Origin of the sequence: Bradyrhizobium sp. UFLA03-84, from assembly GCF_002289535.1 — a bacterium.
In the GTDB taxonomy this organism is placed as follows: Bacteria; Pseudomonadota; Alphaproteobacteria; order Rhizobiales; family Xanthobacteraceae; genus Bradyrhizobium; species Bradyrhizobium viridifuturi.
The window spans coordinates 991,111-1,017,706 of sequence record NZ_NSJY01000014.1; the positions used below are offsets into that span (position 1 = coordinate 991,111).

The following is a 26,596-nucleotide window of genomic DNA, read 5'->3' on the forward strand; positions in this document are numbered from 1 at the left end:
GCCGACGCTAGCCGATCCTGCGCCACCGCGGCACGGGATCGAGCGGCGTCCGGTAGAGCTCGCGCCGGTCTATGTCGGTGACGCGCACGGCACAACCGCGCGCCTTCAATTCCGGCTTGACCTGCGACAGCTCGTTGGCGAGCTGATCGGCGCGATCGGAGGCAAGGTTGATGTCTTCGAGGATGATCGTTCCTTGATTACGGAACTCGTCCCCCACCACGAGATCGAAGGTGTAGTACGGCATTCCGAAGTTCTCCGTTTCGGTTTGCATCACAGGGTAACACTGAGTCGTGCATTCCCTAAGATGCATGGACACAATCGTCGAGCGATCCGCGCAAAAACGATGTGCAACGCGTCAGGCACGACGAACGATCAGGCACGCGCGGCACGGCGAAGAAGTCTTTGAACCAGCTCACCGCCATGCCGTTAAGATTTGATTAAAACTGTCGGCGCAAGCTTGAGCCCAAGTGGACCGCGGCGGAACCGGACTCCGGGAACCGGCAGCTGCAGGAGAAGGCCGGTGGCGTAACGCCCGCCGGCCTTTTCTCGTTTGCGAACGCTCCTGGTGCGCTCTGGCGCTCCTCGACGCTAGTCGCGCAGCACGGCCTGGCGCCTGGCGCGGCATTTCGGGCCGGGCCCGCGCATGTAATACAGTTCAGGGCGATAGGGGTTGATGACGCCGTCGAGCAGCGCGACGCAGCGCGCAACGATGCGGGCGAGGCCGCGGCGCAAGGGCTGCAGGGCGAGTTCCATCGCGTTCATGGCACGCCCTCAGTGCAATTCGCCGAGGACGGCGGTGAACGGCAGCTCGAAGATCTCGGTCCCGATGTCGTCGGTGACGTGGACCGCCCAGTTGCGCCAGTCCTCCGCGCTCGGTGTCATGACAAAGCTGCGCGCCAGCCGCTCCGCGTGCACCCAGGCTTCCGAGAGGTCCATGGCGACGCCGGTGCGGTCGAGGATGACGTGCTTGTCGTCGGAGCAGTGAAAGAAAACTGCGGACATCTTCCGATTCCCATGCCAAAGCGATTCTCGCACGATGGAATAGCAGCGCGCGCGGGCACCGAGAATCCGGATCATCCCCCATCGGTAAACTACGGGGATTTCAGACAATTTGAATCACGCGGCCGTGATGAGCGCGGGCCGTCAGAAGATCGGTTCGCCGACCGCAACCTCGCTGCGCGGGCCGAGCACGATCACCTGGCCGGCGGCGTCCCTGGCGCCGAGGATCAGCAGTTCCGAGGTGAAACCGGCGATGTTCTTCGGCCCCAGATTGCAGATGCAGACCACCAGCGAGCCGACCAGCGCCGCCGGCTCGTAATTCGTGATCTGCGCGCTCGACCACATGATCCGGCCGGCGCCGACATCGACGCCGACCTTGTAGGACGGATTGCGGGCGCGCGGAAACGGCTGCACCTCGACGACCCTGCCGGTCCTGATATCGAGGCGCGCGAAGTCGTCATAGGTGGCTTGCGGCTTGAGCGGCGACATCAGCGCTCCTGGAACGCGAGGCGGATGCCGAGCGCGATATAGATCGTGCCGACCACGCGGCCCTGCCACTGGCCGATGCGGCGATGCCGTCGGATCCACGGGCTGATCTGGCCGGCGGCGAGCGCGAGCAGCGAGGTGTAGGCCGCGCTCATCACGACGAAGATCAAGCCCAGCGTCGCGAATTGCGCGACGGCCGAGCCGTGACCGGGATGCACGAACTGCGGCAGGAAGGCGAGGAAGAACAGCGCGGTCTTCGGATTGAGCATTTCCGCCCAGATCGCCTGGCGAAACGCACGCCTGGGATCGACCGGCTGCGCCGCCGGCAGATGCAGGTCGTCGTTCTTCTCGAACAGGGCGCGGATGCCGAGCACGATCAGGTAGATCACGCCGGCATATTTGACGATCGAGAATGCCAGCGCCGAGGTCATCAGCACGGCCGACAGGCCGAATGTCGCCATCGCGGTGTGGACGAGATCGCCGAGCGCGATGCCGAACCCGGTGGCGACGCCGGCGCGCGGTCCGCCGGTGACCGAGCGCGCGAGCACCAGCAGCACCGCGGGCCCGGGGATCAGGAACAGGCCGAGCACGACGGCGGCGTAGGTGAGGAGGGTGGTGGTGTCGATCATGAAACGTGTCCCTGATATTCGGATGCGTCGATGGTGACGGCCGCGAAGCGCGGCTTCGGATCGAGCATCACACCGGCGCTTTCGACGATGCGCATTTCCTCGGTTCCTCGCTCCGCCGTGCGCACCAGCACGCCGTGGATGCCTGACGCGGCGTGGCTGAGCGCGTCCGGCGTCGCCAGGCCGCGCACGCGCGCGGCCGTGAACAGCCCAGCGAACAGGTCGCCGGTGCCGGACGGGCTGATCGGCACGCGCGGGGTGCGTACGCGCCAGGCGCGAATGCCCTCGGAACCCGCGCGCTCGATTGCCAGCGTCTCGATCTCGGCCGTCGGCGTGCCGGCAAGCTCGGCGCTGGTGATGACGATGGTCGCGGGACCCCGCGCCATCAGCGCACGGGCCTTGGCGACGACGTCATCGATCGTCGTCACGCGCGCACCGCAGAGGAACTCGAACTCGAAATGATTGGGCGTGATGATATCGGCCAGCGGACAGAGCTGGTCGCGCACCAGTGGAGGGACGTCCGACCGAACGAACATGCCGCGGTCGCGGTCGCCGAGCACCGGATCGCAGCAATACAGCAGGGCCGAGTTCGCCGCTTTCGCACGGGCAACGAAGTCCGCGACGTCAGAGCCGATGTCGGCCGAGCCGAGATAGCCCGACAGAATCATCCGCGCGCTCTCGATCGCGCCGCGCTCCTCGATGCCTTGCAGGAGGTCGGCGACGAGTTGCACGTCGAGCACGCGGCCGCGGATGGTCGGATAGCCCGGCCGGTTGCTGAGCAGCGTGGTCGGCACGGCGACGACGTCGATGCCATGCAACTGGATCGGGAAGGTGGCGGCGCTGTTGCCGACATGGCCGAAGGCGACCTGCGACTGGATCGAGATGACGGTCATAGTGTCCGCATCAGCCGAACAGTGCGGCGTAGATCACGTAGAGCCAGCCCAGGATGCCGTGGATGATCGCCCACAGGATCGAATGGTTCTTGGTGTAGGAGATCGCAATCGCCAGCGCCGAGCCGAACCCCACGCCGTATTTCGCACCCTCGACGCGGACGCCGTAATACCGATTGCCGTTCATGGTGATCCTTCCAGCGGGAGGGCGTGAGATGGGTGACAGCGTAACCCGCCGTGTGCCGCCAGTTCAACGGGGCGAACACCGCCGCTGAGATCGAAGTGTGCCTCCCTCCGCACCGTCGTCCCTGCGAAAGCAGGGACCCGTAACTACAGGGCTACATTGTAGAAACGCGCTGTCGCCCCGGCGTCGCGCAACAATTGAGAGTTGGGGTAACGGCTCCTGGCTTTCGCCAGGACGACGGCGATGGATGGTTCCCGCGTCAAGATGTCAGACCGGCAGTGTCATCGCCCGGTCAAGCTGGGCGATGACAGCGCCAATGGGGCGCACCACGCGTATCCAGCGGTTGTTCCGGGCTCTAGCCTTCGGGGGCCCGGAACGACGAGCGGTCACGCTCCGATCAATCGAATGTGTCGAACTGAGTTCCGGCTTTTAGGGGCGCCGGCATGCAAATTCGTTGCGTCGTCGCGGAATAATCTGGTGGCGCCGTTCGTCATGGTTCTAGCGAAAACGCTTCGACAGGCCGGCGAGATGATCCCATCCTGTTGAATCCAGCAGGAGATGCTCGATGACCACGATCAAACACGTCGCGGCGGGCTTGCTCGCCCTCGGTATGCTGACGACATCGGCCATGGCGCGCGACGTCCCGGCCGGCACATATGCAATCGTGAAAGGCCATGCCGCGGTCGCCGGCCGCTGGGGCGGCGGGCCGCCGCGCATGGCGGTGCCGCGCTTCGGCGAATTCGAAACGCTGCCCCGGGATCAGCCCGGCGGCGTCTGCGACCACGGCGACAACGCCATGATCTGCTGAGCCGGACGGTGCATGGCGGTGATCTCCGGCAAAAGTTGCGCTAGCCTCGCTGGGTCGTCTCCCTCCAGCCGCGAGCGCCGCCGCCATGCACATCCTCCGTCCCCAGTTTCGCATCGAGGACGACCACGCGCTGGCCTTCGCGGCGGCGCGCGGCTTCGGCGCCATCGTCGCCGCAGATGCACGCGGCCCGCGAGCGTCCCATGTTCCCTTCGTGATCGTGCGGCGCGATGATCGCGTGATCGTGCAGCTCCATCTCACCGCCAAGAATCCGCTGGTCGAGCTCGTCGACGGCATCAGGCGCTTCCTGCTGATTGTCTCCGGCGACGACGCCTACATCTCGAACGATTGGTACGTCTCGCGCGACAATGTTTCGACCTGGCTCTACGAGGCGGTGCATCTGTCCGGCATCGCGCAGCTGCGCGATCACGGCGAGAATCGCGGCCACGGCGACGCGCTGCTCGCGGTCTCCGAGGCGCGGCTGTCGAAGCAGGCCTGGGACCTCACGCAGATGGAGCCCGGCAAGCGCGAACAGATGCTGGCGTCGATCAGGGTGATCGATCTCGTCGTCGACGAGATCGAGGGGCAATCGAAACTCAATCAGCACAAGAGCGATGCCGACTATGTCGCGCTCGTCAACCGCCTCGCATGCGCGCAGGAGACGGCAAGCCGCAGGCTCGCGGAGAAGATGCGCGCGCTGCGGCCGGAGCTTGCCTACGAAAAGCAGAACGCGAGGCGGGTTAGCGAGGCGTAGCCCGCGGCTCGCGTGCTGCGTTCGATGGCGGCCGGCACTTGCGCCAATCCGTCCTACAAAGCCGATCGGCATCGCGACTGCAAATATGTTGTTAAGAATCGGTCCAAGCTGATTTGTCCGATTCCGATTCGTTCTTTGCGAACAAAATGGAGTCGGATGAGGAACGGATCGCGATGGGCGAAGCATGTCGTGCGGATGAAGGAAAACGACATGCAGGTGAATCGCTCGCGCTATGCAAACGCGTTGTTAAGAATCGCTTCGCGCCGATTCTTCGATTCTGATTCGTTCTTCGCGAACGAAATGGAGTCGAACGGAGAACGCGGCGATGATGCGGTCTGGCGCTTGATCCGGGATGCCGGCGGATGCGATTGGCCGCGAATGGCTCGGAGATATTGCGTAGCGCGCGCAATATTCCCACCATGGTACAACATCGATGGTGCGGATGCCGTCCGCCGACACATGTTGTTAATGTCTGAGCCGCGCCGATTTTCCTGATTCCGATTCGTTCCCCGCGAACAAATTGGAGTCAGAGGCAGAACGCGGTTGTGGCGCGCGAGGCGTTTCTCTGCTCCACTCGGAGCGCACAAGAGAGAGCGGATCGATGGCCGGCAAGACAGCCAAGAAGGTGAGCAGGAAGACGAATAAGAAAACGAACGGGACCACCAGCACAACAGCGAAAGGTCCCGCGTCGCGCCGGACGGTGCTCGCAATCGACGTCGGCGGCACGCATGTCAAGGTCATGACCGACCGGGACCGCATCAAGCGCGAATTCGAGTCCGGTCGCAATCTGTCTGCGACCGAGATGGTACGGCAGGTCAAGGTGCTGACCAGGGACTGGTCCTATGACGTGATCTCGATCGGCTATCCCGGACCGGTCGTTCACAACCGTCCGCTGACCGAGCCGCATAATCTCGGCCGCGGCTGGGCCGGCTTCGATTTTCATCGTGCGTTCGGCCGGCCAGTGAAGGTCGTCAACGATGCGTTGATGCAGGCGATCGGCAGCTATCAGGGCGGCCGGATGCTGTTTCTCGGCCTCGGCACCGGGCTCGGTTCGGCGATGATCGTGGAAGGCGTGTATGAGCCGATGGAGCTCGGTCATTTGCCCTATCGCAAGGGTGCGACGTTCGAGGACTATGTCGGCGCTGCCGGCCTCGAGCGGCGCGGTCTGAAGAAGTGGCGCAAGAGCGTCGACGACGTCATCGCGCGGCTGTCGGCGGCGCTGGAGCCCGACTACATCGTGCTCGGCGGCGGCAATGCCGAAAAGATCGACAATCCGCCGCCGAAGGTGAGGTTCGGCGACAATGCCAACGCATTCGAGGGCGGTTTCCGGATGTGGAAGAAGGCGGTGCGCAAACCGCGCCGATGAAACCGGAACCGCCACCAAATTGCCGCAGCTGCCGAAGTTTCGCGCTGTTCGGTCGTTGCTGTTCCTGGAACTGATCGGGTGCGCCGCTCGTTTTATGCGGCATGACATCCCGTTCCATGAGGAGTGACTGATGCGAAGCTTTATTATTCCCGCGATCGCGGCGTTGGCGATCGGCGCGGCGACGCCGGCGATGGCCTATGATTCCGGCAGCCAGATCTCGATGGAGGCCGCGCTCGACGTCGCGACCGGCATCGGCGTCGTGACGGTGTCCAACACCCAGTTCCTCGGCGATGAATGGGAGGTCGAGGGCCGCGACCGGCTCGGCCGCTGGATGCAGGTCGATGTCGACGCACGCACCGGTGAGGTGCGCAACGTGGATCGCAGCTGGTAACTGCATCCTCACCAGCGTGTGAGCTTCCGAACGGCCGGCGGCGCAAGGCGCATGCCGGCCGTTTGTTATCCAGAGCTGCGTGATGCCGGGCTTTGGCCGAATGGCATAAAGCTGGGGTATGCTCGGTCGCATCATTCCGGGAATCGCCGCCGGCGCGGTGGTCTCGCGAACAGGAGACCGGCCATGACAAAACCGTTTCCGTCCAGAACCCACATCGGCAACCATCTGCTGCATCCGGAAACCCAGATGCTGAACTACGGCTACGATCCGCAGCTGTCCGAGGGCGCGGTCAAGCCGCCGGTATTCCTCACCTCGACCTTCGTGTTCCGCACCGCCGAGGACGGCAAGGACTTCTTCGATTTCGTCGCCGGCCGCCGCGAGCCGCCGGAAGGCATGGGCGCGGGGCTGGTCTATTCGCGTTTCAACCATCCGAACAGCGAGATCGTCGAGGACCGGCTCGCGATCTATGAGCGCACCGAAAGCTGCGCGTTGTTCTCGTCAGGCATGTCGGCGATCTCGACCACGGTGCTCGCCTTCGCGCGGCCCGGCGACGTGATCCTGCACTCGCAGCCGCTCTATGGCGGCACCGAGACGCTGTTCACCAAGACGCTCGCGGCGTTCTCGATTCAGGCCGTGGGGTTTGCCGACGGCCTCGACGAGGGCGTGGTGCGCACCGCTGCCGACGAGGCGATGAAGAAGGGCCGCGTTGCGATGATCTTCATCGAGACGCCGGCCAATCCGACCAACGGTCTGGTCGATGTCGCGCTGACAAGGCGTGTCGCCGACGCGATCGGCAAGGCGCAGGGCTTCACCCCGATCATCGCCTGCGACAACACGCTGCTCGGGCCGGTGTTTCAACGTCCGATCGAGCACGGTGCCGATCTGTCGCTGTATTCGCTGACTAAATATGTCGGCGGCCATTCCGACCTGATCGCGGGCGCGGCGCTCGGCTCGAAGAAGCTGATGAAGGACGTCAAGGCGCTGCGCGGCGCGATCGGCACCCAGCTCGATCCGCATTCCTGCTGGATGATCAGCCGCTCGCTGGAAACGCTCAGCCTGCGGATGGAAAAGGCCGACCGCAATGCGCGGATCGTCGCCGACTATCTGCGGGACCATCCCAAGGTGGCGCAGGTGCATTATCTCGGCCATCACGACCCGGCATCGCCGGCGGGGCGGGTGTTCGCCAGCCAGAGCTCCGGGGCCGGCTCGACCTTCTCGTTTGACATTGTCGGCGGGCAAGAGGCCGCGGAGACATTCCTCAACAATCTGCAGATCTTCAAGCTCGCGGTGAGCCTCGGCGGCACCGAGTCGCTGGCGAGCCTGCCGGCGACCATGACGCATTCCGGCGTGCCGGCCGATATCAGGAAGAAGATCGGCGTGCTCGACACCACGATCCGGCTGTCGATCGGGATCGAGCATCCGTCCGATCTGGTCGCCGACATCGCGCAGGCGTTGAGCCGGGTGTGAAGCAGATGCACAGGGCAGGAGAGGCTGGATGTTGACGATTACCGCGGTCATCCGGGCAAAGAAGGGACACGAGGCGACGATGCGTCAGGCGCTGCTTGACGTCGTCGCGCATGTCAGGGCGAACGAGCCGGCCACCGTCGGCTATCACGTGTCACAGGATGCCGCCGATGCCTGCGTGTTCGCGACCTACGAGCGCTACGCCGACCAGGCGGCGATGGACCGGCACAACAATTCGCCCGCCGTGGCGCGGTTCTTCGAGGTCGCGAAGCCGATCCTCGATGGTGACGTGATCCTGGTCTCGGCGAACGAGATCGCGAGCAAGTAGGCCCGCAATCCCGCGCCCGCCTACGGCTGCGGCGCGATCCCGCCGGCCTTGGCGATCAGCTCGAACGAGCGCAGCCGCTTCTGGTGGTCGTAGACGTCGGACACGATCATCAACTCGTCGGCGCCGGTCTCGGCGACCAGCGCGTCGATGCCGGCGCGCACCGTCTCGGGCGAGCCGATGATGGAGCGCTCCAGCATCCGCATCGCCTGGACCTTCTCCTGCGGCGACCAGTAACTCTCGATGTCGTCGATCGGCGGCTGGCTCAGGCCGCGCGCGCCGCGGAAGATGTTGGTGAACGACATCTGCTGCGTGGTCGCAAGCCGCCGCGCTTCGGCGTCGGTGTCGGCGGCAATGATGTTGACGCCGACCATCGTGTACGGCTGCGCGAGCTGCTCCGACGGCTTGAAGCGGGCGCGATAGATCTGCAGCGCCTGGTTCAGCAGCTCGGGGGCAAAGTGCGAGGCGAAGGCGTAGGGCAGGCCGAGCTCGCCGGCCAGCATCGCGCCGAAATTGCTCGAGCCGAGAATCCACAGCGGCACGTCGGTGCCCGCGGCCGGCACCGCCTGGATGCGCTGGTTGGGGCCGGCGGCGGCGAGGAAGGCCTGCACCTCGAGCACGTCCTGCGGAAAGTTCTCGGCCGACTCCGGCGTGCGACGGAGCGCGCGCAAGGTCAGCTGATCGGTGCCCGGCGCGCGGCCGAGCCCGAGGTCGATACGACCGGGAAACAGCCGCTCCAGCGTGCCGAACTGCTCGGCAATCACGTAGGGCGCGTGGTTCGGCAGCATGATGCCGCCGGCGCCGACCCGGATGGTGCTGGTGCCCGCCGCGATGTGTCCGATCACGACCGACGTCGCGGCGCTCGCGATCCCCGCCATGTTGTGGTGCTCCGCCACCCAGATCCGGCGATAACCCAAGGCCTCGGCATGGCGGGCGACATCGCGCGCATTGTACAGCGCGCCGCGCGCGTCGGTTTCCTCGGTGACGCGGACGAGATCAAGGATGGAGAGGGCGGCCACGGCGGCTCCGGAACGTTGCGGACGGGAGCCGGTGGTATTTGGCTGTGTCCAGGTGGGGGCGAAACGGCGCGGGCGGCCGATTCATGCAGATGCATATGGATATGGTTTGCGTGCGGGTCAATCGGCCGGATGCGACCGCGGTATTCGCCGGTGATGGCGACGGCGCGAAGCGGCGCGTCGCAAAATATCGAAAACAACCCCATGCAAAGCGGCGGGCGGCCGCCGGAACTCCGAAAAGCGACTTGACCCGTCGGGCAAATCAGCGATACATTTCCATTATTCCGAAATCGTGCGAGTGCCCGCCGTTCGCCGGCCACCGCCGGCGAAGCGTCGCGTCACGCCCCAGACGATTGCGGCGGTGGCTGCGGTCGCGATCAGGTGCTTCAAGGTGTGTCCGCTGACGACGCCGAGCGCGTCGGCGATCGGATGGTCGAGCACCTCGGCGATCTTGGCCAGAACGTACAACCCCATCGCGGCGGCGAACGCGATGCGCTCGCTGCGCGGCGCACGATGGATCGACTGCCACAGCGGGATCAGGACCAGCGGGAGGACCTGCAGCAGCAGATACGGCCGCAGGTCGCCCGCGCCATGCCTGTCGGTATAAACCCACCACGCGACGCCGGCCGTGGCGAAAAGCGCGAGAGCGATCGCTTCGAGGTTCGCGCGCGATCGCGGATGCGTGTCGCCGCGGACGCCGACCAGCAGGCCTGCGCCGGCGAGTGCGATCGGCAGCATGTCCCAGGTCAGCCGGCCGTTGCCGGGGGCGAGATGAAAGTAGGCGGAGCCGAACGCGGTCAGCAACAGCCCGATCAGGAACTGCCGATAGCCCGGCCATCCGGCGCGAAGCTGATCGCTTTTGCGGTGGGGCCGGAGCGCAAGCCAGCCCCAGATCGCGACCAGCGCGAAGCCTGCGTTGGAAAGCACGTCGCCTGCGTGCGGGATTCCGAGAAGGGCCGAGTGGTCGGCGAAATCGTTGTAGTGGGCCGGCTGCGCGATGCGTCCGTGCAGCGCGAACGCTGCGATGATGCCGATCGTGGCGATCGCCGGGGCGGCCTTCATCCACGGCTTCACAGGCCGCGCGGACCCGGTCAATCCGTCGATCCGGAAGGTCGTCTGCATGGCCGGCTCCAAAAATGAACAATGTTCAATAATAGACCAGAAGATTGAGCAATGTTCAAGTTCTATTTTGTGCGGCGATTTCGGCCAGCCTGGATGGGCGAGACCGGCTCAGTTGAGCCGTGGCGAAGGCCGCTCGTTGCAGCCGCCTCTGTGATCTCGGTCGGCGCGGCCTGCGCAAGCATTGCACCCGACGGCCGGCGCGCCACATGAATTGAGCGGCTGATCGTGCAGGTAGCGCAGCGTCGAAAGGCAACCGATGAGGCCGGCGGATTTCCTCGCCAAGCGAAGGCCGTCTTTCGCTGAAATCGCCACCGCGATGGTGGGTTATGCTTGTGGCGAGGTGTTGGCGTATGCCGGCGTCTTTCTGATCTTGCTCGCGGGTAGCTTCAACATCTGGGCTGGCCTGGTCGCGCTGTTATGTTGCGCGCTGCTTGTTACGCTGATTGTGCGCCGAGAACTCAAACAGGACATCAGGGCGCTCGATGATCCCAACGACAATCCCCGTGCGAACCGATTGATCGGCACAGCCTCCTCCAGCGCCGCAATCGGCACGCATCGGAGCGCGCGTCGCCCGGTCGCCCCTCGCTCGAACAGTCGTATGACCCGCGCGCTCGATGCCCTGGAAGATATGACCGTTCGATTTGCGATCGAATTTCTCAAATGCGTCGCCATCATCATTGCCCTGCCGCTGGGGATGGGCTTTGCGGCTGAAGTGGTGGTGTTCGTTCTGTCCGACCGGGATGTCGGTGGTGCCTTCGGCTCTGGTCTGGCCGGAGCTGCCAGCGGCGTTTTTGGCCTGGTCCTCGCCGTCGTGATCGTGCTCAGGCGCATTGCCGATATCGAAGACTGATCGGGCGCTTCCGGCGTTTGCGCCATTACATAGGGGCGGCCCGCGCGCAGGGGGCCTGAGCGAAGCGCCACATGCCGAAAATGTGCTGATGGTGACGCTTACGCCTGCGGCCGATCCACCCTACCTTTGCCGGGCGCCGACCGCCCAGCCTTAACCGATCCGATCCGGAGCGAACCAATTCCCCAACTCATCTTCGGCCTGACCAGCCTCTTGATCCTCGCCCGTTTCATCTGGCCGCTCGACTGGCCGCTCCCGGCTAAGATCGTCGCAGCGCTGTTCGTGCTGGTCGCCTTGCAGTTTCACCGCTGGAACCGCCTGTCGTCGGGATCGGAATTCTCGCCGGAGTTTCCGCGTCCGGTGGTCGCGCTGTTCAACTGGGCGTTCGGTGCCATCATCCTGCTGGCGCTGCTGCAACTGGCGCTCGATGCGGGATTGATCGTCGCCGCGGTGATCCACGGCGGCTTCGTCGGCGCGCCTGACGGCGTTCGCTACGCAATTGCCGGCGTCGCGGCCATAGCCGCCGCGATCGGCGTCCATCAGGCGATGCGCATTCCGCCGCTGAACGATGTCGAAGTCGCGATCCGCGGACTGCCGCGCGCGTTCGACGGCTACACCATCCTGCAACTGACCGACCTGCACATCAGCCGGCTGTTTCCTGCATCATGGGCGCGCGAGGTCGTCGCGCGATCGAACAAGCTCGACGTCGACCTGATCGCGATCACCGGTGATCTGATCGACGGCACCATCGATGCGCGGCGAAGCGACATCGCGCCGCTGCAGGACCTCGTGGCCGCCGACGGCGTCTACGTGATCTCGGGCAATCACGAATATATCTTCGGCTATGACGGCTGGATGGCGCACTACGCTGCGCTCGGCCTGCGCTCGCTCGAGAACAGCCACATCGCGCTCGAGCGCGGCGGCGGCCGCCTGGTGATCGCTGGCATTACCGACCGCGCGTCGCGCCGCAGGGCGCATCCGGTCCGCGATCTCGCCGCGGTGCTCGACGGCGCCCCCAAGGACGCGCCAATCATCCTGCTCGATCACCAGCCGAGCGATGCCCGCAACTCCGCTGCGCACGGTGTCGCCCTGCAACTCTCCGGGCACACCCATGGCGGATTGATCGTCGGCATCGACCGCCTGGCCGCGCCCGCCAATGCCGGCTTCGTCTCCGGCCGCTACGACGTCGACGGCATGACGCTCTACGTCAACAACGGCACCGCGCTGTGGCCGGGCTTTGCCCTGCGGCTCGGCCGTCCCTCAGAATTGACGCGCATCACGTTGCGCGTGGCGGACGGTGCCTGAGTGATCGATTGCGATGACGTTGTGACGCTTGCGAGCGCGGCGCGAGCAGGGCGGGTTACGGAACCAACGTCGCAATCGATAAACTTCGATCTGCTCGGCAAGTCTTTCTTTGGAGCGAGCCGATAAAACCTTCAGGCATGAAGGATTGTGTCCATGTACTTCCTCGCCGCCTGCCTGATCGTGGTCGTGTTGAGTGCCGCGATATCGTATCGTCGATCCAGAACTCTATTACGGAACCCTCAGGGACGGCTCGCGGCGTTTTTGCCCGCATTCTGCGCGGCAGCCTTTGCGCTGGGGCTAATCGGGTTTGATCGTGTTCAAGGCACGCAAGAATTCGGTCCCTCCACGACGACCGATCTTCTCATGCTGGTCGTCTCCTTTTTTGGCGGATGGTTTCTTGGCATTATTGTCGGATTGCCCAACGGTAAGCTGCCATGACGTTCGCATCATTGGTGCCACGGACGAAAGTCGATGGATTTCGCGGAGTTTATCATCGGGCCGCGCGTTGCGGACCCGTTGGCTCTAGCCATCCTACAATACCGACGCCGCGGCGATCGCACGGTTAAGACATTGGTCATCTCTTTGCTCGCATTTTCACGACCTCATTCAGCAGGAGGCACCATGTCCGACATCACCATTCCCGGCGGAAAAATCCGTTCCTTTGTCGAGCGGATCGAGAACCTGGACACTGAGATCCAGGAACTCAGCGAGCAGAAGAAGGAGGTCTTCTCGGAAGCGAAGGGCGACGGCTTCGACGTGAAGATCCTCAAGGAGATCATCAAGCTGCGCAAGCAGGACCAGGACGAGCGCGACGAGCGTGAAAGCCTGCTCGATCTCTACATGCGCGCGATGGAAACCGCACCGGCGGAAGACAAGACCGCAAAGGCGGCGTGAGGGCTGCGGAGGCGCGTTGTGCGCTTCCACCAGAAGGCAGCGAGCAGGGCGGGTTGGCGACTTGTCCGCCGTAGCTCATTGAGCGAAGGCGGAAGCGTAACCCGCCGCGTCTGTTGCCGGCGAAACGGCGGATTGCGCTTCGCTAATCCGCCCTACGCTTGCTAATGTAGTCCAGCAGGTGTTGAGCTCCATGAGCACCACCGCAGTACTGATCGCCGTCGCAGTTTCGCTCGCAGTGGCGATGCTGAACGAGCGGTGGGCTACACCTTGGACCGATGCACTCAGAAAAAAGGGCAACCTCAGCCCCAACCAATATAGCAGGCTCTGGGCCATAGCGGTGGTGGGCTCCGGACTACTTACTTTTGTTCTGATAGAGCCTGTGTTGTTGAATTGGCTGAAGTGAGAAATCCCGCGGCGCCCTGTTGCTAGCGAGACGGCGGATTACGCCGGAGCCTGTGATCGGGCCGCAATGCGCGCGGACCCGGCGGGCTGATCTGCCTCGGCTTTGCCCGAAGCGGACAGTCGCGCGGTCAGCCGCCTTTATCGCCCTTTGACCCGGAGCCGCACTTCCAAGGGCGGTGTTCAGATGAGCCTGAAGGTGATTGCGATCCAGAAGAACGCGATCAGCCCGATGCCGACCACCTTGAAGATCTCAACGTCTTCGCTGAGCCGCGTGAGGGACGGCGGCCCCCACAGGACCGTTATGACGAACCCCAGAACAAAGAGCGTGATCGACACGATTGTGGAGGCGGTGTCGCCAATCGAGGTTCCCATCTGGACACTCCGCCCGCTGGATGTGGCTGAGAAATTTACAACATCTACGGGTTGAGGAAGAGTTTCCGAGGCGCCGCAATCTCGGCAACAACAAGTAGCCCGCATGAGCGAAGCGAAATGCGGGGCGGTCGTATGGTCTGTAGTACTTACCCCGGATGTCGCGCGGCTCATCTGTCCTAAGCTTGCCGTGCAGCCCCCGCCGGATCGCAGGTGCATCAATTCCTTGATCTCATTTCGGACGTTTTTGTGCGGCGATGGTTGGCGAACGACGCTAGGCAGGGTGATTTGGACGTGGTGATGCTTTCGCGAAGGCTTGTCATTGTTGCTTCCATGCTCGTGCTCGGGACTTCAGCGGTTCGCGCGCAGCAAAGCGCCGAGTTTGATGCGTGCATGGCCAAGGCCGAAGGGGTGTCGACCAAGATGCTCGATTGCGGCAAGGCCGAAATCGGCAAGTGGGACACGAGGCTCAACACCGCCTATCAAGCCGTTCTCGCCAGCTCGAAGGGCGAGGCGCACGCGCAATTGCTCGGGGAGCAGCGGGCCTGGCTGAAGCATCATCTCAGCGAAACCCATCGCCTCGCCGCGGACCCCAACAACGGCTCCGTCGCCTTCCTCGACTCTCAGGCGTTCGAATTGAAGGACATCGCCGACCGCACGCTGGTTCTCGAAAAGCGCGCCCAGGGTTCGCGGTAATTCGCCCTACGCTTGCCGATCAATCGACAGGGCCATGCCCGTTCGGGTGAGGCCCGGTCTCAGCGTCAAGAAACACGACGCGGTTGACCGGGACTTTTTCCGCGTATCCCTTCCCGAGCGGCCAGGCGAAAAGTGCCTCCTCGATGTTCGCGATGATCGCGGCGCACCTTGCCGCACCGAGCCGTGCGCGCAATTCCGGCGAGAAGCCGTTCGAACGCCGCGGATTGAGCCGCACCTCCCAGGTGTCGGTGACGAGGGTAATGGAGAGCCGACGCTCGGCGGAAAATTCGAACGTCAGACCGTCATCAACATAGTCGTAGCGGTCCGGCCCATCGTCTGTGGGACCCCTGAGCGTTGGGCGGTGGATCACTTCGACCCCGTCGTCACGGACCAAAACCTGGTGATCCCGAACCGCATCGGGATCGAACGGCCGGTCGCGCACGCGCAGGGGCGTCACGCGCATTTGCCAGCGCGATGAGGGAGGGATTTGACGCAGCGCGACCGGATGCCCGAACTTCAATTCGTACCGAGCATAGTCGCCAGGAACTGCGGCAGGGGCGCGCGGAACCGTCCCTGACACGAGAACGAGGAAGCACACGACCCCAACAGGTATATGCGGGTGTCCGGCTGGTGTGGGCCACGCGCGAAGAGCCGCATCGATATCGGCGGCGATGTCCTCCACCGCGGAGCGCGGTAGCGGCCATGTGCGACCCCCGAGGCTCCATCCGCGCTGAAAATTGAAAACAACACTGTAGGTGTCGGTCGCAGTGCCGCCCCAATGCGTGCGGTCCGCGCCGAACTCGAATACGGTCTCGCCTTTCATATAGCGATAGTAGGGGCCCTTGATGCCTTTTCTGTTGCCGAGACAGATCAGCTTCAAGCCATCGTCCCGGCTCAGGACTTCAGCGAGAACCGGAACGTCGACGAATTTGACCGTTCGAGAACGCTTCCATTCGTCGGGGTCCAACTGCGAATAGCTGTGTGGTTCAGTGGAAAGGCGGAACATGGTTGATCCCGGGCGGAGCGGCGGCACAATACCACGACCGTCGCGGGCCAAAGGCGAGCGCGCGCTCGCAAGATTAACGAAAGCTGAGTTTGCTCGTCGGCGGTCGGGTGGCAGGGCGCAGCAGGTAGGGCGGGTTAGCGAAGCGTAACCCGCCGACAACCGTTGGAGACGGCGGATTACGCCTTCGGCTAATCCGCCCTACGCTTGCTGACGCGCGTTGTTAGATGTAGCGTCCAAGCCTCAGAGCGCTGGCGATAAAGCGCCAGCTACTTTTCAGTGATTATTAGCTCAGTAACAGGGCGCAATGAACTCGCGGACGCGGTTCAGAGTGACGGAACGGCCAGCCCCCACGAGTCTATAGAGACGGCGTTGTCCACTTGGCGTAGGGCAGCTCGGAATCCCCGCTATCGGTGAGGCCAAATCCCACCACCACTTCGCGAGAAGCGAGACTGAATACGTGCATCTTTGGGCCATTCATGCCCACGGAGCGGAAGTACCTGGATTTGCCCAACACCGATGAAACGCGTTCGGCTGTGCAGCCGTGCAGTGGGAAATGTCGATCCAGCACGTCCATGACATCGAAAATATCGCGCGGCTTCTTCGACAAGACCTCGTCGATGTCCGTCACGAACTCTTCCAATTTAGCCGCGCAATCAGATTCCTCGGGCACCGGGAGGCTCCCGACGGAGAGCCTGGTTTCCAGAGCTCTTGCCACGCCTAAATTGTCGTATTGGCAGGCAACCGGATCGAAGTTGTACACGACCGTATAATCGTTCCCAGAAATCACTGCCGTACAGAAGCCCCGCGCCTCCGGGCCGGCCTTGGCGTTGAAGCAGAGGGCAGGAGACACTGATCCTTCGCCGCTCAATGTATAGTTTGTGTGGACTGCTGCGCCCGCGGCGTCGTCGGCATTCAAGGGGACGCCGCGGGCTGCCTTTGAGCGAAATTCCTCTGCCGTACGCAGTCCAGGATAGTCAACAAACCCCCCGTCGTTGAGGTGAGGCCTGATCGACGTGGCGCATTTCGCTGGCAATTCGGATGGGGGCTGGGCGAATTGGAAGCGCGGTCCGATTCCATTCGCCTTGTCCAGATGGCCCGGCGTCATCACCTGAAGGGGTGGGGTTGCGACGATTTTGCGCTCCGCGGGATACGCTGGTGGTGCGAACGCAGAGAAGGCAAGAAACAGCACGACTGCCGTTGTACCGGTACACATGAATCCTCTGCTCGTTCTTACAGCGTGACCGAGGTTAGCAATCCTTAGCACACAATGAAGGGCTGCTGATCTACGACGTGAAGCCCGGGAAAAGAGCGTAACACACTGCCAAAATGAAAACCCCGCCGTCTCCGGCGGGGTTTTTTGTCCTCTGCAAAAGTAGAGGGCGTTTTATTAGGGGGCGCTTTATGCTTGTCGCCGCATCCGGTTATGACGATCGTCGGCGTCGTCGGTTACCGCCTCACGAACACCCCGTCGTGCTGCCGCAGGTATCGCACTTCATGCAGGTGCCGTTCCGCACCAGCGTGAAGTTGCCGCACTCCGAGCACATCTCGCCTTCGTAGCCCTTGGCCTTCGCTTCGGCGCGGCGCTCGGCCTTGCTCGGGGCTGCGGCTGCGGCGGTGCCGGGCTTGCTCCAGTTCAGGGCCTCGAGCTTCTCGGTCGGCGAGAGGTCGTGGCTGACTTCCTGCTTCAGGGCGACTGCGCCTTCGACGGTGTCGGAGGCGCCGCGGGCGGTTGCGCCGTGGGAGGCCAGTGAGGTCACGCGGCTGCCGCCGGCGGGGGCGCTGTCGGAATTGCCGCTCACCGCAGTCGAGCCGCCGCGCATGACGACGAGGTTGTCGGTGCGCGACCGGGTCAGGCCCTTCGACAGATACTTGGTGGCCTGGTGGTGCGGAGCCTCTTCCGGCTGCTCCTTGCCTTCCTCGACGCCCTTGCCGAGCGCGTCGAAGCCGGATTCGTTCGGATCGACATGGGCGAGGTCGAAGCGCGACATGTAGCTCACCGCGAGCTCGCGGAAGACATAGTCGAGGATCGAGGTCGCGTACTTGATCGAGTCGTTGCCCTGCACCGGACCCGCGGGCTCGAAGCGGGTGAAGGTGAAGGCGTCGACATACTCTTCCAGCGGCACGCCGTATTGCAGACCGAGCGACACCGCGATCGCAAAATTGTTGATGAAGGAGCGCAGCGCCGCACCTTCCTTGTGCATGTCGATGAAGATCTCGCCGAGCCGGCCGTCGTCATATTCGCCGGTGCGGAGATAGACCTTGTGGCCGCCGACCACAGCCTTCTGGGTGTAGCCCTTGCGGCGGTCCGGCATCTTCTCGCGCTCGCGCATCACGACGATGCGCTCGACCAGCTTCTCGACGATCTTCTCCGAGACCTGGGCGGCACGCGCCGCCATCGGCTTCTCGTAGAGCGCTTCCACCGCATCGTCCTCGTCCTCATCGTCACTGATGAGCTGCGAGTTGAGCGGCTGCGACAGCTTGGAGCCGTCGCGATAGAGCGCGTTGGCCTTCAGCGCCAGCTTCCACGACAACAGGTAGGCGGACTTGCAGTCCTCCACCGTGGCATCGTTCGGCATGTTGATGGTTTTGGAGATCGCGCCCGAGATGAACGGCTGCGAGGCCGCCATCATCCGGATGTGGCTCTCGACCGAGAGATAGCGCTTGCCGATCTTGCCACAGGGATTGGCGCAGTCGAACACCGGATAGTGCTCGGACTTGAGGTGCGGGGCACCTTCCACCGTCATCGCGCCGCAGATGTGCACGTTGGCGGCTTCGATCTCGCGCTTGGTGAAGCCAACGGCCTGGAGCAGGTCGAAGCCGGGGGCCGCGATCGCCTCGGCGCCGATGCCGAGCTGGTCGCGGATGAAGTCCTCACCGAAGGTCCACTTGTTGAAGGCGAACTTGATGTCGAACGCGGTCGGCAGCGCCTTTTCGACCTTGGCGATGGCTTCGTCGGTGAAGCCTTTTGCCTTCAGCGTCGAGGCGTTGATCCCGGGTGCATTGGACAGCGAGCCGTGGCCGACGGCGTAGGCCTCGATCTCGGCGATCTCGCTCTCGCGATAGCCGAGCGCGCGCAGCGCCGAGGGCACCGCCTGGTTGATGATCTTGAAGTAGCCGCCGCCGGCGAGCTTCTTGAACTTGACCAGCGCGAAGTCGGGCTCGATGCCGGTGGTGTCGCAATCCATCACGAGGCCAATGGTGCCGGTCGGCGCCACGACGGTGGTCTGGGCGTTGCGATAGCCGTTGACCTCGCCGAGCGCCAGCGCGTCGTCCCACGCCAGCTTGGCGTGCGCGACGATGTCGGCTTGCGGGCAGGAGGCGTGATCAAGCGGCACCGGGTTGACCGAGAGCGCTTCATAGCCGGTCGCGTTGCCGTGGGCGGCGCGGCGGTGGTTGCGGATCACGCGCAGCATGTGGGCGGCGTTCTTCTTGTAGCCCGGGAAGGTGCCGAGCTCGGCCGCCATCTCCGCCGAGGTCTTGTAGGAGATGCCGGTCATGACCGCGGTCAGCGCGCCGCACAGCGAGCGGCCTTCCTTCGAGTCATAGGGCAGGCCCATGGTCATCAGGAGGCCGCCGATATTTGCAAAACCGAGGCCGAGGGTGCGGAACTCGTAGGACAGCTCGGCGATCGCCTTCGACGGGAACTGGGCCATCATGACGGAGATTTCGAGCACGATGGTCCAGAGCCGGCACAGATGCTCGTAGGACTCGATATCGAACCGCTTGGTTGACGTGTTGTAGAACGTCAGCAGGTTGGCGGAGGCGAGGTTGCACGCCGTGTCGTCCAGGAACATGTATTCCGAGCACGGATTGGAGGCGCGGATGTCGCCGGACGACTTGCAGGTGTGCCAGTCGTTCATCGTGGTGTTGAAGTGCAGGCCGGGATCGGCGGAGGCCCAGGCGGCGTAACCGATCTTCTCCCAGAGGTCGCGCGCTTTCAGCGTCTTGGTAACCTTCTTCGTGGTGCGGCCGACCAGATTCCAGTCGCCGTCGGTTTCCACCGCGCGCAGGAAGTCATCCTTCAGCGACACCGAATTGTTGGAGTTCTGGCCGGAGACGGTGAGATACGCTTCCGAGTCCCAGTCGGTGTCGTAGGTGTCGAACGAGATCTCCTTGTAGCCCTGTTTTGCAAATTGGATGACCCGCTTGATGTAGTTGTCGGGCACCAGCGCGCGGCGGGCGAGCTTGATCTCGCGGCGGAGCGCCGGGTTCTTTTCCGGATCGAAGCAGTCGTCGCCAGAGCCTTCGCAGTTCACGCAGGCCTTCATCACGGCCTTGAGGTGCTTCTGGTTGATCTTGGAGCCGGTGACGAGCGCGGCGACCTTCTGCTCCTCCTTCACCTTCCAGTCGATATAGGTCTCGATATCGGGATGATCGGCATCGACCACGACCATCTTGGCGGCGCGGCGGGTGGTGCCGCCCGACTTGATCGCGCCGGCGGCGCGGTCGCCGATCTTGAGGAAGCTCATCAGGCCCGACGAGCGGCCGCCGCCGGAGAGCCTTTCGCCTTCGCCGCGCAGGCTCGAGAAGTTGGAGCCGGTGCCGGAGCCATACTTGAACAGGCGCGCCTCGCGCACCCAGAGGTCCATGATGCCGCCCTCGTTGACGAGGTCGTCGCCGACGCCCTGGATGAAGCAGGCATGCGGCTGCGGATGCTCATAGGCCGACTTCGATTTTGTGAGTTTGCCGGTCTTCCAGTCCACATAGTAGTGGCCTTGGCCCGGGCCATCGACGCCATAGGCCCAATGGAGCCCGGTGTTGAACCACTGCGGCGAGTTCGGCGCGACCATCTGTTTTGCCAGTTGGAAACGCAGCTCGTCGTAGAAGGCGAGGGCATCTTCTTCCGAAGAGAAGTAGCCGCCCTTCCAGCCCCAATAGGTCCAGCAGCCGGCGAGGCGATCGAACACCTGCTTTGCAGAGGTCTCACCGACGATGCGCTCGTTCTCGGGCAGCGCTGCGAGCGCCTCGGTGTCCGGCACCGAACGCCACAGCCACGACGGCACGGTCTCTTCCTCGACCTTCTTCAGGCGCGCGGCGACGCCGGCCTTGCGGAAATACTTCTGCGCCAGCACGTCGGAGGCGACCTGCGACCAGAACTCCGGAACCTCGACGTTCTCGGCACGGAATACGACCGAGCCGTCCGGATTGCGGATCTCTGAGGTGGTCAGGCGGAAATTGATCCCGGCGTAGGGGGATTGTCCGCTGGTGGTGTTGCGTCGTTCGATTCGCATGGTCGAGCCCCGTCACTTCTTCTGCCCGGTCCCACGTTTCCCCGCAGGTTGCCGGAATGTTATCTGTTCGCGGACTTCGGGACACGCGTGCACGCCTCCCGTCATCCGCAGCTCAGCCGGTGGATCCGGCCTGTTCTCTCGTCCGCTCGGCACCGGTTTGGCCCGGCCCGGCAGTGGCACAATCCCTTGGGGGTGCCCGACTGGTCGGGTCCTCCGGATCATGCATTCAACGCCCCAAAACGCTTCACGCGACACGTCACGCGTACGCTCTTTGCGGGCCGGTTACGGCCTCTGTTTCCGGGTCCTTCTCGGCCCGTTTGTCGTCCCGACGGCGACCCAAAATCAGGGCAGAAAAGCCCTTCACCCGCGGCCCGAAGGCCTGGCGGAGTGGTCATTTTGGAACCCTTGTGGGAGCGACCGGCGGGGACCCAAACACACTCGCGCCGAACAGGTTGAAAGCTAGGCCATGTCCGTCACGCCCGTCAAGAACTAGTACGAGTTTCTGAATCAAACACTAAATATGGTGGAGGGGAGGGGATAACAGGGGGCGGTGCCGCGCCTGTGATCGAGCCAACTATCGGTGAGTCCTCAGGGATTCCCAAGCCAAAAAAATTCCTAGCGCCTGTGGATTGGAGTTTCGCCCCGCTGTTCACAGGCGAAGTTTTTATTCGCCGTCCCGGATTGAATTTTGGGGACTCACGTAAGGCTACGGGCAAACTACGGATCAGGCATGTCAGAGGCGTGATGGTCGGGCGACAAAATCGCGGGCAAGGTGCGGCCGACTCACATCCTTTTCACGCCCTTGCCGGGTTCCATGACAGATAAGAAGCCTTCCGTGCGGCCGCGCCTTGCGCCCGCCGGCTTGATGTTCCTCGCCATCACCTCGGTGGGCTGGGGGTTCAACTGGCCGTCCACAAAATTCCTGCTCAGCGAGCTGCCGCCGCTGACCCTGCGCGGCACCACCGGGGTGATCGGCGCCGCGCTGCTGGCCGCGCTGGCGCTGATCCGTTCCCAGAGCCTGCATGTCGAGGCCAGGATGTGGCCGCGGCTCGTGCTGTATGCGGCGCTCAACGTCACCGGCTGGATGGTGCTGATGGGGCTCGCGCTACTGTGGCTGCCGGCGAGCGAGACCGCGCTGATCGCCTACACCATGCCGGTATGGGCTTCGCTGCTGGCCTGGCCGGTGCTCGGCGAGCGGCCGACGCTGCTGCGGACCATCGCGCTGGTGATGGCGTTCGCCGGGCTCGCCGCGATCATGGGCGGCAACGGGATTTCCGCGAGCGAAGAGAAGCTGCCGGGAATCATCATGGCGCTCGGCGGCGCGTTCGGCTTTGCGCTCGGCACGGTGCTGGCGAAGAAATACCCGCTGGTGATGCCGCCGATCCCGGCCGCGGCCTGGCAGATCGGCCTCGGCTGCGTGCCGATCGCGATCGTCGGCTTCCTGATCGAGACCACGCATCTCGACCGCATCACGACGGTCGGCTGGTGGCTCTTGGTCTATTCGACGCTGATCCAGTTCTGCGTCGCCTATGTCGCCTGGTTTGCCGCGCTGGCACGGCTGCCGGCTTCAGTCGCTGCGATCGGCACCATGGCGGTGCCGGTGATCGGCGTGATCGCCTCCGCGCTCGCGCTACACGAGCCGCTCGGGCCGACGCAGATCGTCGCGCTGCTGTTCACGCTCGCCGGCGTCGCGCTCGCGACGCGGTAGCGTCCCGAACGCGAACGATGCGCTGCGCGAGAGTGCGCAGCGCATCGTCATAGCAGCGCAATTGCGCGTGCCTTGGCCCACCGCTCGAGGATCTTGCGCTCCTCCGTGAGCGGTGCGCGGTTGGCAAATCCACGCACCTGCACCGCACGTTGGTGACGATCAACTTCGATCGTCAGCAGTCGCTCGGTATGGCCCGCGGCGCGACGACGCAGCGACCAGATCGACGCGTGGCCGGCAATGCACTTTGCCGCGTAGCTCGCGACGCAGTGGCGCATGGTCTGCGTCTCGGTGACGAGATCGACCGCGGTGCGCAGCTGGACCACCACATATTCCTCGCGGCGGCCATGGACCTTGCACGATGGGCTCCATGACCAGTCCGCGAGCGAGATGCCTGGCCAGCTGTCGCCGGATGGATCGAGCGTCGCCGACACCCCGTGCGCACGGTTCTGCGCCGCCGCAGCGCGACGGCGAGCGGCCTCAATGCGCGCGTTCGCCGCGAGCTCGCGGTGCCATGCGTGCATCTGTCGCCCGAGCGAGATCGGGGTCCGTCCCTTGAGACTGAACTTCCGATTGCGTCGGTAACACGCGGCAAGGTAATCGCGGAGATCGCTCATCTCCTCGACCGTGGCCGGATGTACGCAGAAGAAGCGCGCCACCTCACGCCAGAAGCCAAGCTGGGCGCGCGGCGTCCGCGCGATGCCCGAGCGCGCGATCCTCAGTGCGACGCCCTGATCGTCCGTATAGGAACGGGCGATCGCCTGCCAGATCGCTTCGTCGAAGGCGAGGCTTCCCAGCGGATTGAGGAACGCATGAACCTCCTTGCGAGACAGCCATGCGTCCGCACCCGCCTTGTAGAGCGAGCCGCCGCCAGCCGCCGCGACGTACCAGCGCTTGCGCAACGCGATCTCGCCGTCGCCCAGCCCGGCCGTGTCGATCCAGATTTGCTCCAGATGCTCGGCAACGGGAAAGCGCGCGAAGAGATGACGGGCTGCGGCAAGACGCAGGCGTGCTGCATCGCGAGTCTTCAGCTGCGGCTTCCAGGCATCGGCGTCACGCAGGACGTATGCCTCGAAGCCGCGCCTGGCCTCTTTGATCGCCTTCTGGAAATCCGGTGGAGGGCGCGTCCGCTGCGACACATGTCGCAGCGAGAACGCATGGGCTTCAGCCCGCGCGCGCTCGGCCTCCTGCCGGCGCTGGATCAATGATTGTGCCATTGTCGTTCAACATGATGGGATGACGTTCAGCCGGACGCACTGCTGGCGTCGGCACGGATAGTGTCGATCGCGAGAGCGGTTTCACGGCTGATCTCCTCATCGGTTGAACGTTTAGGTTGAAGCAGGGGCGTGCACATACATCCGATCGATGATCGGAGCAAGCTGAATTCCCGAAACTGGATCAGCTCACCTGGAGGTGTGCGAAAGAAGTCACGTCTCCCGCAGGAGACGCGCGCACATCACTCGCCGAGCGCCTGCTGCAGCATGCTGGCGAGTTGCGCCTTGCGGTAGGGCTTTGCAAGCAACAGCACGCCTTCATCGAGGCGGCCGTGATGCACGATGGCGTTCTCGGTATAGCCGGAGGTGTAGAGCACCTTGAGGCCGGGCCGCCGCTTTCTCACTTCGTCGGCGAGCTGCCGGCCGTTCATGCCGCCGGGCATGATGACGTCGGTGAACAACAGGTCGAACTTCTCGCCCTTGTCGACCAGCGCCAGCGCGGCGCGGGCATCGGGAACGGCGATGGTCTTGTAGCCGAGGCTGCCGAGCTGCGTGACCACGTAGTTGCGCACCAGCTGGTCGTCCTCCACGACGAGGATGACTTCGCTGCCGCGACGCGGCGGCTCCGGTGCGGGCGCTTCGACCTCGACCTGGCCGCGGGCAGGGGGCAGATAGAGCTTGATCGTGGTGCCGTGGCCTTCCTCGCTGTAGATCTTGATGTGGCCGCCGGACTGCTTGACGAAGCCGTACACCATGCTCATGCCGAGACCGGAGCCCTTGCCGACCTCCTTGGTGGTGAAGAACGGCTCGAACACCTTGTCCTGCACTGCGTGCGACATGCCGGTGCCGGTGTCGCTGACCGCGAGCAGCACGTAGCGGCCCGGCGTGATGTCCGGATTGATCGCAGCATAGGCATCGTCGAGCACGATGTTGCTGGTCTCGAACAGCAGCTTGCCGCCGTTCGGCATCGCGTCGCGGGCGTTGATCGCCATGTTGAGCAGCGAGTTGGCAAGCTGCGACGGATCGATATGGACGCTGGCGACGTCGGGCGCGAGCACCGAGTTGATCTCGATCTGCTCGCCGAGCGTCGGCCGCAGCAGCTTGGAGATGTCGACCACGGTGCCGTTGATGTCGACGGTGCGCGGCTCCAGCGGCTGGCGGCGGGCGAAGGCGAGCAGATGCTGGATCAGCTCGCGGCAGCGTTCCGCGGCGCGGTCGATCAGCTCGGCGGTCTGCGCAAGCTTGGGCTGGGAGCGCAGGCTGTCGACCAGCGTCTCGGTGGTGCCGGTGATAACCGTCAGCATGTTGTTGAAGTCGTGCGCGACGCCGCCGGTCAGCTTGCCGATGGCGTCGAGCTTCTGCGCCTGTTGCAGCTTGTGCTCGGTTTCGCGCGAGGCGGTGATGTCGTGATAGATCAGTGCCGCGCCGGTGATGGTGTTGTCGCCATCGCGCAGCGGCCGGCCCGACACCACGAGGTGAATCTCCGGCGCGCCGCGCACCGGCCGGGCGACGAATTCCAGACCGTCGAATTCCTCGCCGCGTAGCGCCTTGGCCGAGGGCATGTCGTCGGCCTGCATCGGCGTGACGCCGTCGGACTGGAACACGTTGCTCATGGCGCGCAGCTGCCGGACCGTCATGCCCGTCTTGTAGCGCAGCATCTTCTCGGCGGCCGGATTCGACAGCAGCACGATGCCCTCGGTGTCGATCACCAGCACCGCCTCAGCCATGCTGCGGAAGGTGGTTTCCATCACCGAGGTCGAACGGCGCAGCCCTTCGAGCGCGGCGCCGAGATCCTTGGTGCGCTCGGCCACCTTGCCCTCGAGCGACAGGTTGGTCGCCTTGGTCGCGCTGAGCGCGCCTTGCAGTTCACGGCTGGCACGCCGGGCCGTCACGGTCAGCGCGATCGCGAGCAGCAGGATCATCGAGACGCCGGCGAGGTCGATGGCCAGCAGCAGCCGGCCGTTGGTCTTCGACTGGTCGGTGCGGATCCCGAGCAGGCGGCGCTCCTCGGCGACCAGGCGGTCGAGCGCGGTGCCGACCTTGTCCATCAGGGAGCGGCTTTCGTCGGCGGAGATCAGCGCAGCGGCGCCGGCGGTGTCGCCCGCCTCGCGCAACCTGATCAGTTCGGCGCCGAGCGCGATGGCGCGCTCGACCTGTCCCCTGGTGCCCGCGATCAGCCGCGCTTCCTCGGGCGCCGACTTCACCGCGTTCGTCAACTCGTCGAAGGCGGCGGTGAGGGCCGCGCTCTGCTCGCGGAACTCGTTGGCAAAGGACGCATCGCCCGTCAGCGCGAAACCGCGCGCCGCGCTCTCGACGCCCCGCGGCAGCGGACGCGCATCCGAGATGCATTTGAGGATTCTGAGGGTGTGATCGACCGAATCAATCTCGCTGCGCGACTTGACGTCCAGCCCGATCGACGCCGCGCTGATGACGAGGAGGATCGCAAGGCCACTGCCAAGAATGAGACGCTGGGAAGCCATCGACGATTAGTACGAGCAA

28 protein-coding genes are annotated in these 26,596 nt (G+C 64.2%); 13 read left to right on the top strand and 15 right to left on the bottom strand.

Annotated features, from left to right (window positions below; genetic code table 11):
• Positions 1-7: 7 nt before the first annotated feature.
• The 7 genes from CK489_RS26255 to CK489_RS41850 form a co-directional block, all read right to left on the bottom strand.
• The gene (locus tag CK489_RS26255; protein WP_050631888.1) at positions 8-244 is read right to left on the bottom strand and encodes a hypothetical protein; all 237 of its coding nucleotides are present in this window, start codon (positions 242-244) and stop codon (positions 8-10) included.
• 344 nt (positions 245-588) lie between these two features.
• Positions 589-762 (bottom strand): hypothetical protein, encoded by a 174-nt coding sequence (locus CK489_RS41845; protein WP_167350196.1) that lies wholly within the window; start codon positions 760-762, stop codon positions 589-591.
• Positions 763-771: 9 nt separating this feature from the next.
• On the bottom strand, positions 772-1,002 hold the full coding sequence (locus CK489_RS26260) for a DUF6894 family protein (RefSeq protein ID WP_095734666.1): 231 nt from the start codon (positions 1,000-1,002) through the stop codon (positions 772-774).
• A 141-nt stretch (positions 1,003-1,143) separates the two neighbouring features.
• On the bottom strand, positions 1,144-1,488 hold the full coding sequence (locus CK489_RS26265) for a tRNA-binding protein (protein ID WP_095734325.1): 345 nt from the start codon (positions 1,486-1,488) through the stop codon (positions 1,144-1,146).
• Positions 1,488-2,114, bottom strand: a complete 627-nt coding sequence (locus CK489_RS26270) for a LysE family translocator (RefSeq protein WP_095734326.1) — start codon at positions 2,112-2,114, stop codon at positions 1,488-1,490. Before CK489_RS26270 ends, CK489_RS26265 begins: the two co-directional genes overlap by 1 nt.
• On the bottom strand, positions 2,111-3,004 hold the full coding sequence (gene pdxY, locus CK489_RS26275; RefSeq protein WP_095734327.1) for a pyridoxal kinase PdxY: 894 nt from the start codon (positions 3,002-3,004) through the stop codon (positions 2,111-2,113). The genes CK489_RS26270 and pdxY overlap by 4 nt, the downstream gene beginning before the upstream one ends.
• 10 nt (positions 3,005-3,014) lie before the next feature.
• Complete coding sequence (locus tag CK489_RS41850) at positions 3,015-3,188, bottom strand: hypothetical protein (RefSeq protein WP_016840760.1); 174 nt, start codon at positions 3,186-3,188, stop codon at positions 3,015-3,017.
• A gap of 562 nt (positions 3,189-3,750) precedes the next feature.
• Between CK489_RS41850 and CK489_RS26280 the strand changes: the two genes are divergently transcribed.
• The 6 genes from CK489_RS26280 (at position 3,751) to CK489_RS26305 (ending at position 8,293) form a co-directional block, all read left to right on the top strand.
• Positions 3,751-3,993: a hypothetical protein gene (locus tag CK489_RS26280; RefSeq protein WP_050631878.1), complete on the top strand. Its 243-nt coding sequence runs from the start codon at positions 3,751-3,753 to the stop codon at positions 3,991-3,993.
• A gap of 85 nt (positions 3,994-4,078) precedes the next feature.
• The gene (locus CK489_RS26285; protein ID WP_050631877.1) at positions 4,079-4,744 is read left to right on the top strand and encodes an FMN-binding negative transcriptional regulator; all 666 of its coding nucleotides are present in this window, start codon (positions 4,079-4,081) and stop codon (positions 4,742-4,744) included.
• A 601-nt stretch (positions 4,745-5,345) separates the two neighbouring features.
• Positions 5,346-6,110: an ROK family protein gene (locus CK489_RS26290; protein WP_502694142.1), complete on the top strand. Its 765-nt coding sequence runs from the start codon at positions 5,346-5,348 to the stop codon at positions 6,108-6,110.
• Between the two features lie 130 nt (positions 6,111-6,240).
• Positions 6,241-6,501: a PepSY domain-containing protein gene (locus CK489_RS26295; protein WP_050631875.1), complete on the top strand. Its 261-nt coding sequence runs from the start codon at positions 6,241-6,243 to the stop codon at positions 6,499-6,501.
• Between the two features lie 183 nt (positions 6,502-6,684).
• Positions 6,685-7,968: a cystathionine gamma-synthase family protein gene (locus tag CK489_RS26300; protein ID WP_095734328.1), complete on the top strand. Its 1,284-nt coding sequence runs from the start codon at positions 6,685-6,687 to the stop codon at positions 7,966-7,968.
• 28 nt (positions 7,969-7,996) lie between these two features.
• Positions 7,997-8,293, top strand: coding sequence for a putative quinol monooxygenase (locus CK489_RS26305; RefSeq protein WP_095734329.1), 297 nt, complete (start codon positions 7,997-7,999; stop codon positions 8,291-8,293).
• A 20-nt stretch (positions 8,294-8,313) separates the two neighbouring features.
• Here the strand turns inward: CK489_RS26305 and CK489_RS26310 are convergent, their stop codons facing one another.
• Positions 8,314-9,309: an LLM class flavin-dependent oxidoreductase gene (locus CK489_RS26310; protein ID WP_095734330.1), complete on the bottom strand. Its 996-nt coding sequence runs from the start codon at positions 9,307-9,309 to the stop codon at positions 8,314-8,316.
• Positions 9,310-9,585: 276 nt separating this feature from the next.
• Entirely contained in the window at positions 9,586-10,428 is an 843-nt protein-coding gene (locus CK489_RS26315; RefSeq protein ID WP_095734331.1) for an alkaline phytoceramidase, read from the bottom strand.
• A gap of 256 nt (positions 10,429-10,684) precedes the next feature.
• Between CK489_RS26315 and CK489_RS41855 the strand changes: the two genes are divergently transcribed.
• From CK489_RS41855 to CK489_RS40955, 5 genes are all read left to right on the top strand, one after another.
• Entirely contained in the window at positions 10,685-11,278 is a 594-nt protein-coding gene (locus CK489_RS41855; RefSeq protein ID WP_198961027.1) for a hypothetical protein, read from the top strand.
• Between the two features lie 177 nt (positions 11,279-11,455).
• Positions 11,456-12,580 carry a metallophosphoesterase gene (locus CK489_RS26325; protein ID WP_095734668.1) on the top strand — a complete coding sequence of 375 codons (1,125 nt, stop codon included), beginning with the start codon at positions 11,456-11,458 and terminating at the stop codon, positions 12,578-12,580.
• Positions 12,581-12,733: 153 nt separating this feature from the next.
• Positions 12,734-13,018 carry a hypothetical protein gene (locus CK489_RS26330; protein ID WP_095734332.1) on the top strand — a complete coding sequence of 95 codons (285 nt, stop codon included), beginning with the start codon at positions 12,734-12,736 and terminating at the stop codon, positions 13,016-13,018.
• A gap of 183 nt (positions 13,019-13,201) precedes the next feature.
• Positions 13,202-13,474 carry a DUF2312 domain-containing protein gene (locus tag CK489_RS26335; RefSeq protein ID WP_021079629.1) on the top strand — a complete coding sequence of 91 codons (273 nt, stop codon included), beginning with the start codon at positions 13,202-13,204 and terminating at the stop codon, positions 13,472-13,474.
• 190 nt (positions 13,475-13,664) lie between these two features.
• The gene (locus tag CK489_RS40955; RefSeq protein ID WP_143278220.1) at positions 13,665-13,877 is read left to right on the top strand and encodes a hypothetical protein; all 213 of its coding nucleotides are present in this window, start codon (positions 13,665-13,667) and stop codon (positions 13,875-13,877) included.
• Between the two features lie 179 nt (positions 13,878-14,056).
• Here the strand turns inward: CK489_RS40955 and CK489_RS26345 are convergent, their stop codons facing one another.
• The gene (locus tag CK489_RS26345; RefSeq protein WP_095734334.1) at positions 14,057-14,248 is read right to left on the bottom strand and encodes a hypothetical protein; all 192 of its coding nucleotides are present in this window, start codon (positions 14,246-14,248) and stop codon (positions 14,057-14,059) included.
• A 291-nt stretch (positions 14,249-14,539) separates the two neighbouring features.
• On the opposite strand from CK489_RS26345, the gene CK489_RS26350 reads away from it, so the two are divergent.
• Positions 14,540-14,941 (top strand): lysozyme inhibitor LprI family protein, encoded by a 402-nt coding sequence (locus CK489_RS26350; protein ID WP_245350532.1) that lies wholly within the window; start codon positions 14,540-14,542, stop codon positions 14,939-14,941.
• 19 nt (positions 14,942-14,960) lie between these two features.
• Here the strand turns inward: CK489_RS26350 and CK489_RS26355 are convergent, their stop codons facing one another.
• The 3 genes from CK489_RS26355 to CK489_RS26365 all read right to left on the bottom strand — a co-directional run bounded on the left by CK489_RS26355 (position 14,961) and on the right by CK489_RS26365 (position 21,178).
• Positions 14,961-15,947 carry a hypothetical protein gene (locus tag CK489_RS26355; protein WP_050631866.1) on the bottom strand — a complete coding sequence of 329 codons (987 nt, stop codon included), beginning with the start codon at positions 15,945-15,947 and terminating at the stop codon, positions 14,961-14,963.
• 355 nt (positions 15,948-16,302) lie between these two features.
• On the bottom strand, positions 16,303-17,160 hold the full coding sequence (locus CK489_RS26360) for a hypothetical protein (RefSeq protein WP_143278221.1): 858 nt from the start codon (positions 17,158-17,160) through the stop codon (positions 16,303-16,305).
• Between the two features lie 241 nt (positions 17,161-17,401).
• Positions 17,402-21,178 (bottom strand): vitamin B12-dependent ribonucleotide reductase, encoded by a 3,777-nt coding sequence (locus tag CK489_RS26365; protein ID WP_095734335.1) that lies wholly within the window; start codon positions 21,176-21,178, stop codon positions 17,402-17,404.
• An 814-nt stretch (positions 21,179-21,992) separates the two neighbouring features.
• Here CK489_RS26365 and CK489_RS26370 point away from each other — a divergent pair.
• The gene (locus CK489_RS26370; RefSeq protein WP_095734336.1) at positions 21,993-22,886 is read left to right on the top strand and encodes a DMT family transporter; all 894 of its coding nucleotides are present in this window, start codon (positions 21,993-21,995) and stop codon (positions 22,884-22,886) included.
• 47 nt (positions 22,887-22,933) lie between these two features.
• Here CK489_RS26370 and CK489_RS26375 read toward each other — a convergent pair whose 3' ends face one another.
• Positions 22,934-24,100 carry a PcfJ domain-containing protein gene (locus tag CK489_RS26375; protein ID WP_095734337.1) on the bottom strand — a complete coding sequence of 389 codons (1,167 nt, stop codon included), beginning with the start codon at positions 24,098-24,100 and terminating at the stop codon, positions 22,934-22,936.
• 239 nt (positions 24,101-24,339) lie between these two features.
• Positions 24,340-26,577 carry a CHASE3 domain-containing protein gene (locus CK489_RS26380; RefSeq protein ID WP_095734338.1) on the bottom strand — a complete coding sequence of 746 codons (2,238 nt, stop codon included), beginning with the start codon at positions 26,575-26,577 and terminating at the stop codon, positions 24,340-24,342.
• Positions 26,578-26,596: the final 19 nt, after the last annotated feature.

Bases quoted from the DNA above. Each gene is read 5' to 3' on its own strand.
- CK489_RS26300 (WP_095734328.1), top strand. From the start codon at position 6,685: ATGACAAAACCGTTTCCGTCCAGAACCCACATCGGCAACCATCTGCTG.
- CK489_RS26355 (WP_050631866.1), bottom strand. From the start codon at position 15,947: ATGTTCCGCCTTTCCACTGAACCACACAGCTATTCGCAGTTGGACCCC.
- CK489_RS26375 (WP_095734337.1), bottom strand. From the start codon at position 24,100: ATGGCACAATCATTGATCCAGCGCCGGCAGGAGGCCGAGCGCGCGCGG.
- CK489_RS26370 (WP_095734336.1), top strand. From the start codon at position 21,993: ATGACAGATAAGAAGCCTTCCGTGCGGCCGCGCCTTGCGCCCGCCGGC.
- CK489_RS26335 (WP_021079629.1), top strand. From the start codon at position 13,202: ATGTCCGACATCACCATTCCCGGCGGAAAAATCCGTTCCTTTGTCGAG.
- pdxY (WP_095734327.1), bottom strand. From the start codon at position 3,004: ATGACCGTCATCTCGATCCAGTCGCAGGTCGCCTTCGGCCATGTCGGC.
- CK489_RS26305 (WP_095734329.1), top strand. From the start codon at position 7,997: ATGTTGACGATTACCGCGGTCATCCGGGCAAAGAAGGGACACGAGGCG.
- CK489_RS40955 (WP_143278220.1), top strand. From the start codon at position 13,665: ATGAGCACCACCGCAGTACTGATCGCCGTCGCAGTTTCGCTCGCAGTG.
- CK489_RS26380 (WP_095734338.1), bottom strand. From the start codon at position 26,577: ATGGCTTCCCAGCGTCTCATTCTTGGCAGTGGCCTTGCGATCCTCCTC.
- CK489_RS26260 (WP_095734666.1), bottom strand. From the start codon at position 1,002: ATGTCCGCAGTTTTCTTTCACTGCTCCGACGACAAGCACGTCATCCTC.
- CK489_RS26315 (WP_095734331.1), bottom strand. From the start codon at position 10,428: ATGCAGACGACCTTCCGGATCGACGGATTGACCGGGTCCGCGCGGCCT.
- CK489_RS41850 (WP_016840760.1), bottom strand. From the start codon at position 3,188: ATGAACGGCAATCGGTATTACGGCGTCCGCGTCGAGGGTGCGAAATAC.
- CK489_RS41845 (WP_167350196.1), bottom strand. From the start codon at position 762: ATGAACGCGATGGAACTCGCCCTGCAGCCCTTGCGCCGCGGCCTCGCC.
- CK489_RS26295 (WP_050631875.1), top strand. From the start codon at position 6,241: ATGCGAAGCTTTATTATTCCCGCGATCGCGGCGTTGGCGATCGGCGCG.
- CK489_RS26265 (WP_095734325.1), bottom strand. From the start codon at position 1,488: ATGTCGCCGCTCAAGCCGCAAGCCACCTATGACGACTTCGCGCGCCTC.
- CK489_RS26365 (WP_095734335.1), bottom strand. From the start codon at position 21,178: ATGCGAATCGAACGACGCAACACCACCAGCGGACAATCCCCCTACGCC.
- CK489_RS26345 (WP_095734334.1), bottom strand. From the start codon at position 14,248: ATGGGAACCTCGATTGGCGACACCGCCTCCACAATCGTGTCGATCACG.
- CK489_RS41855 (WP_198961027.1), top strand. From the start codon at position 10,685: ATGAGGCCGGCGGATTTCCTCGCCAAGCGAAGGCCGTCTTTCGCTGAA.
- CK489_RS26360 (WP_143278221.1), bottom strand. From the start codon at position 17,160: ATGTGTACCGGTACAACGGCAGTCGTGCTGTTTCTTGCCTTCTCTGCG.
- CK489_RS26255 (WP_050631888.1), bottom strand. From the start codon at position 244: ATGCCGTACTACACCTTCGATCTCGTGGTGGGGGACGAGTTCCGTAAT.
- CK489_RS26270 (WP_095734326.1), bottom strand. From the start codon at position 2,114: ATGATCGACACCACCACCCTCCTCACCTACGCCGCCGTCGTGCTCGGC.
- CK489_RS26280 (WP_050631878.1), top strand. From the start codon at position 3,751: ATGACCACGATCAAACACGTCGCGGCGGGCTTGCTCGCCCTCGGTATG.
- CK489_RS26285 (WP_050631877.1), top strand. From the start codon at position 4,079: ATGCACATCCTCCGTCCCCAGTTTCGCATCGAGGACGACCACGCGCTG.
- CK489_RS26290 (WP_502694142.1), top strand. From the start codon at position 5,346: ATGGCCGGCAAGACAGCCAAGAAGGTGAGCAGGAAGACGAATAAGAAA.
- CK489_RS26330 (WP_095734332.1), top strand. From the start codon at position 12,734: ATGTACTTCCTCGCCGCCTGCCTGATCGTGGTCGTGTTGAGTGCCGCG.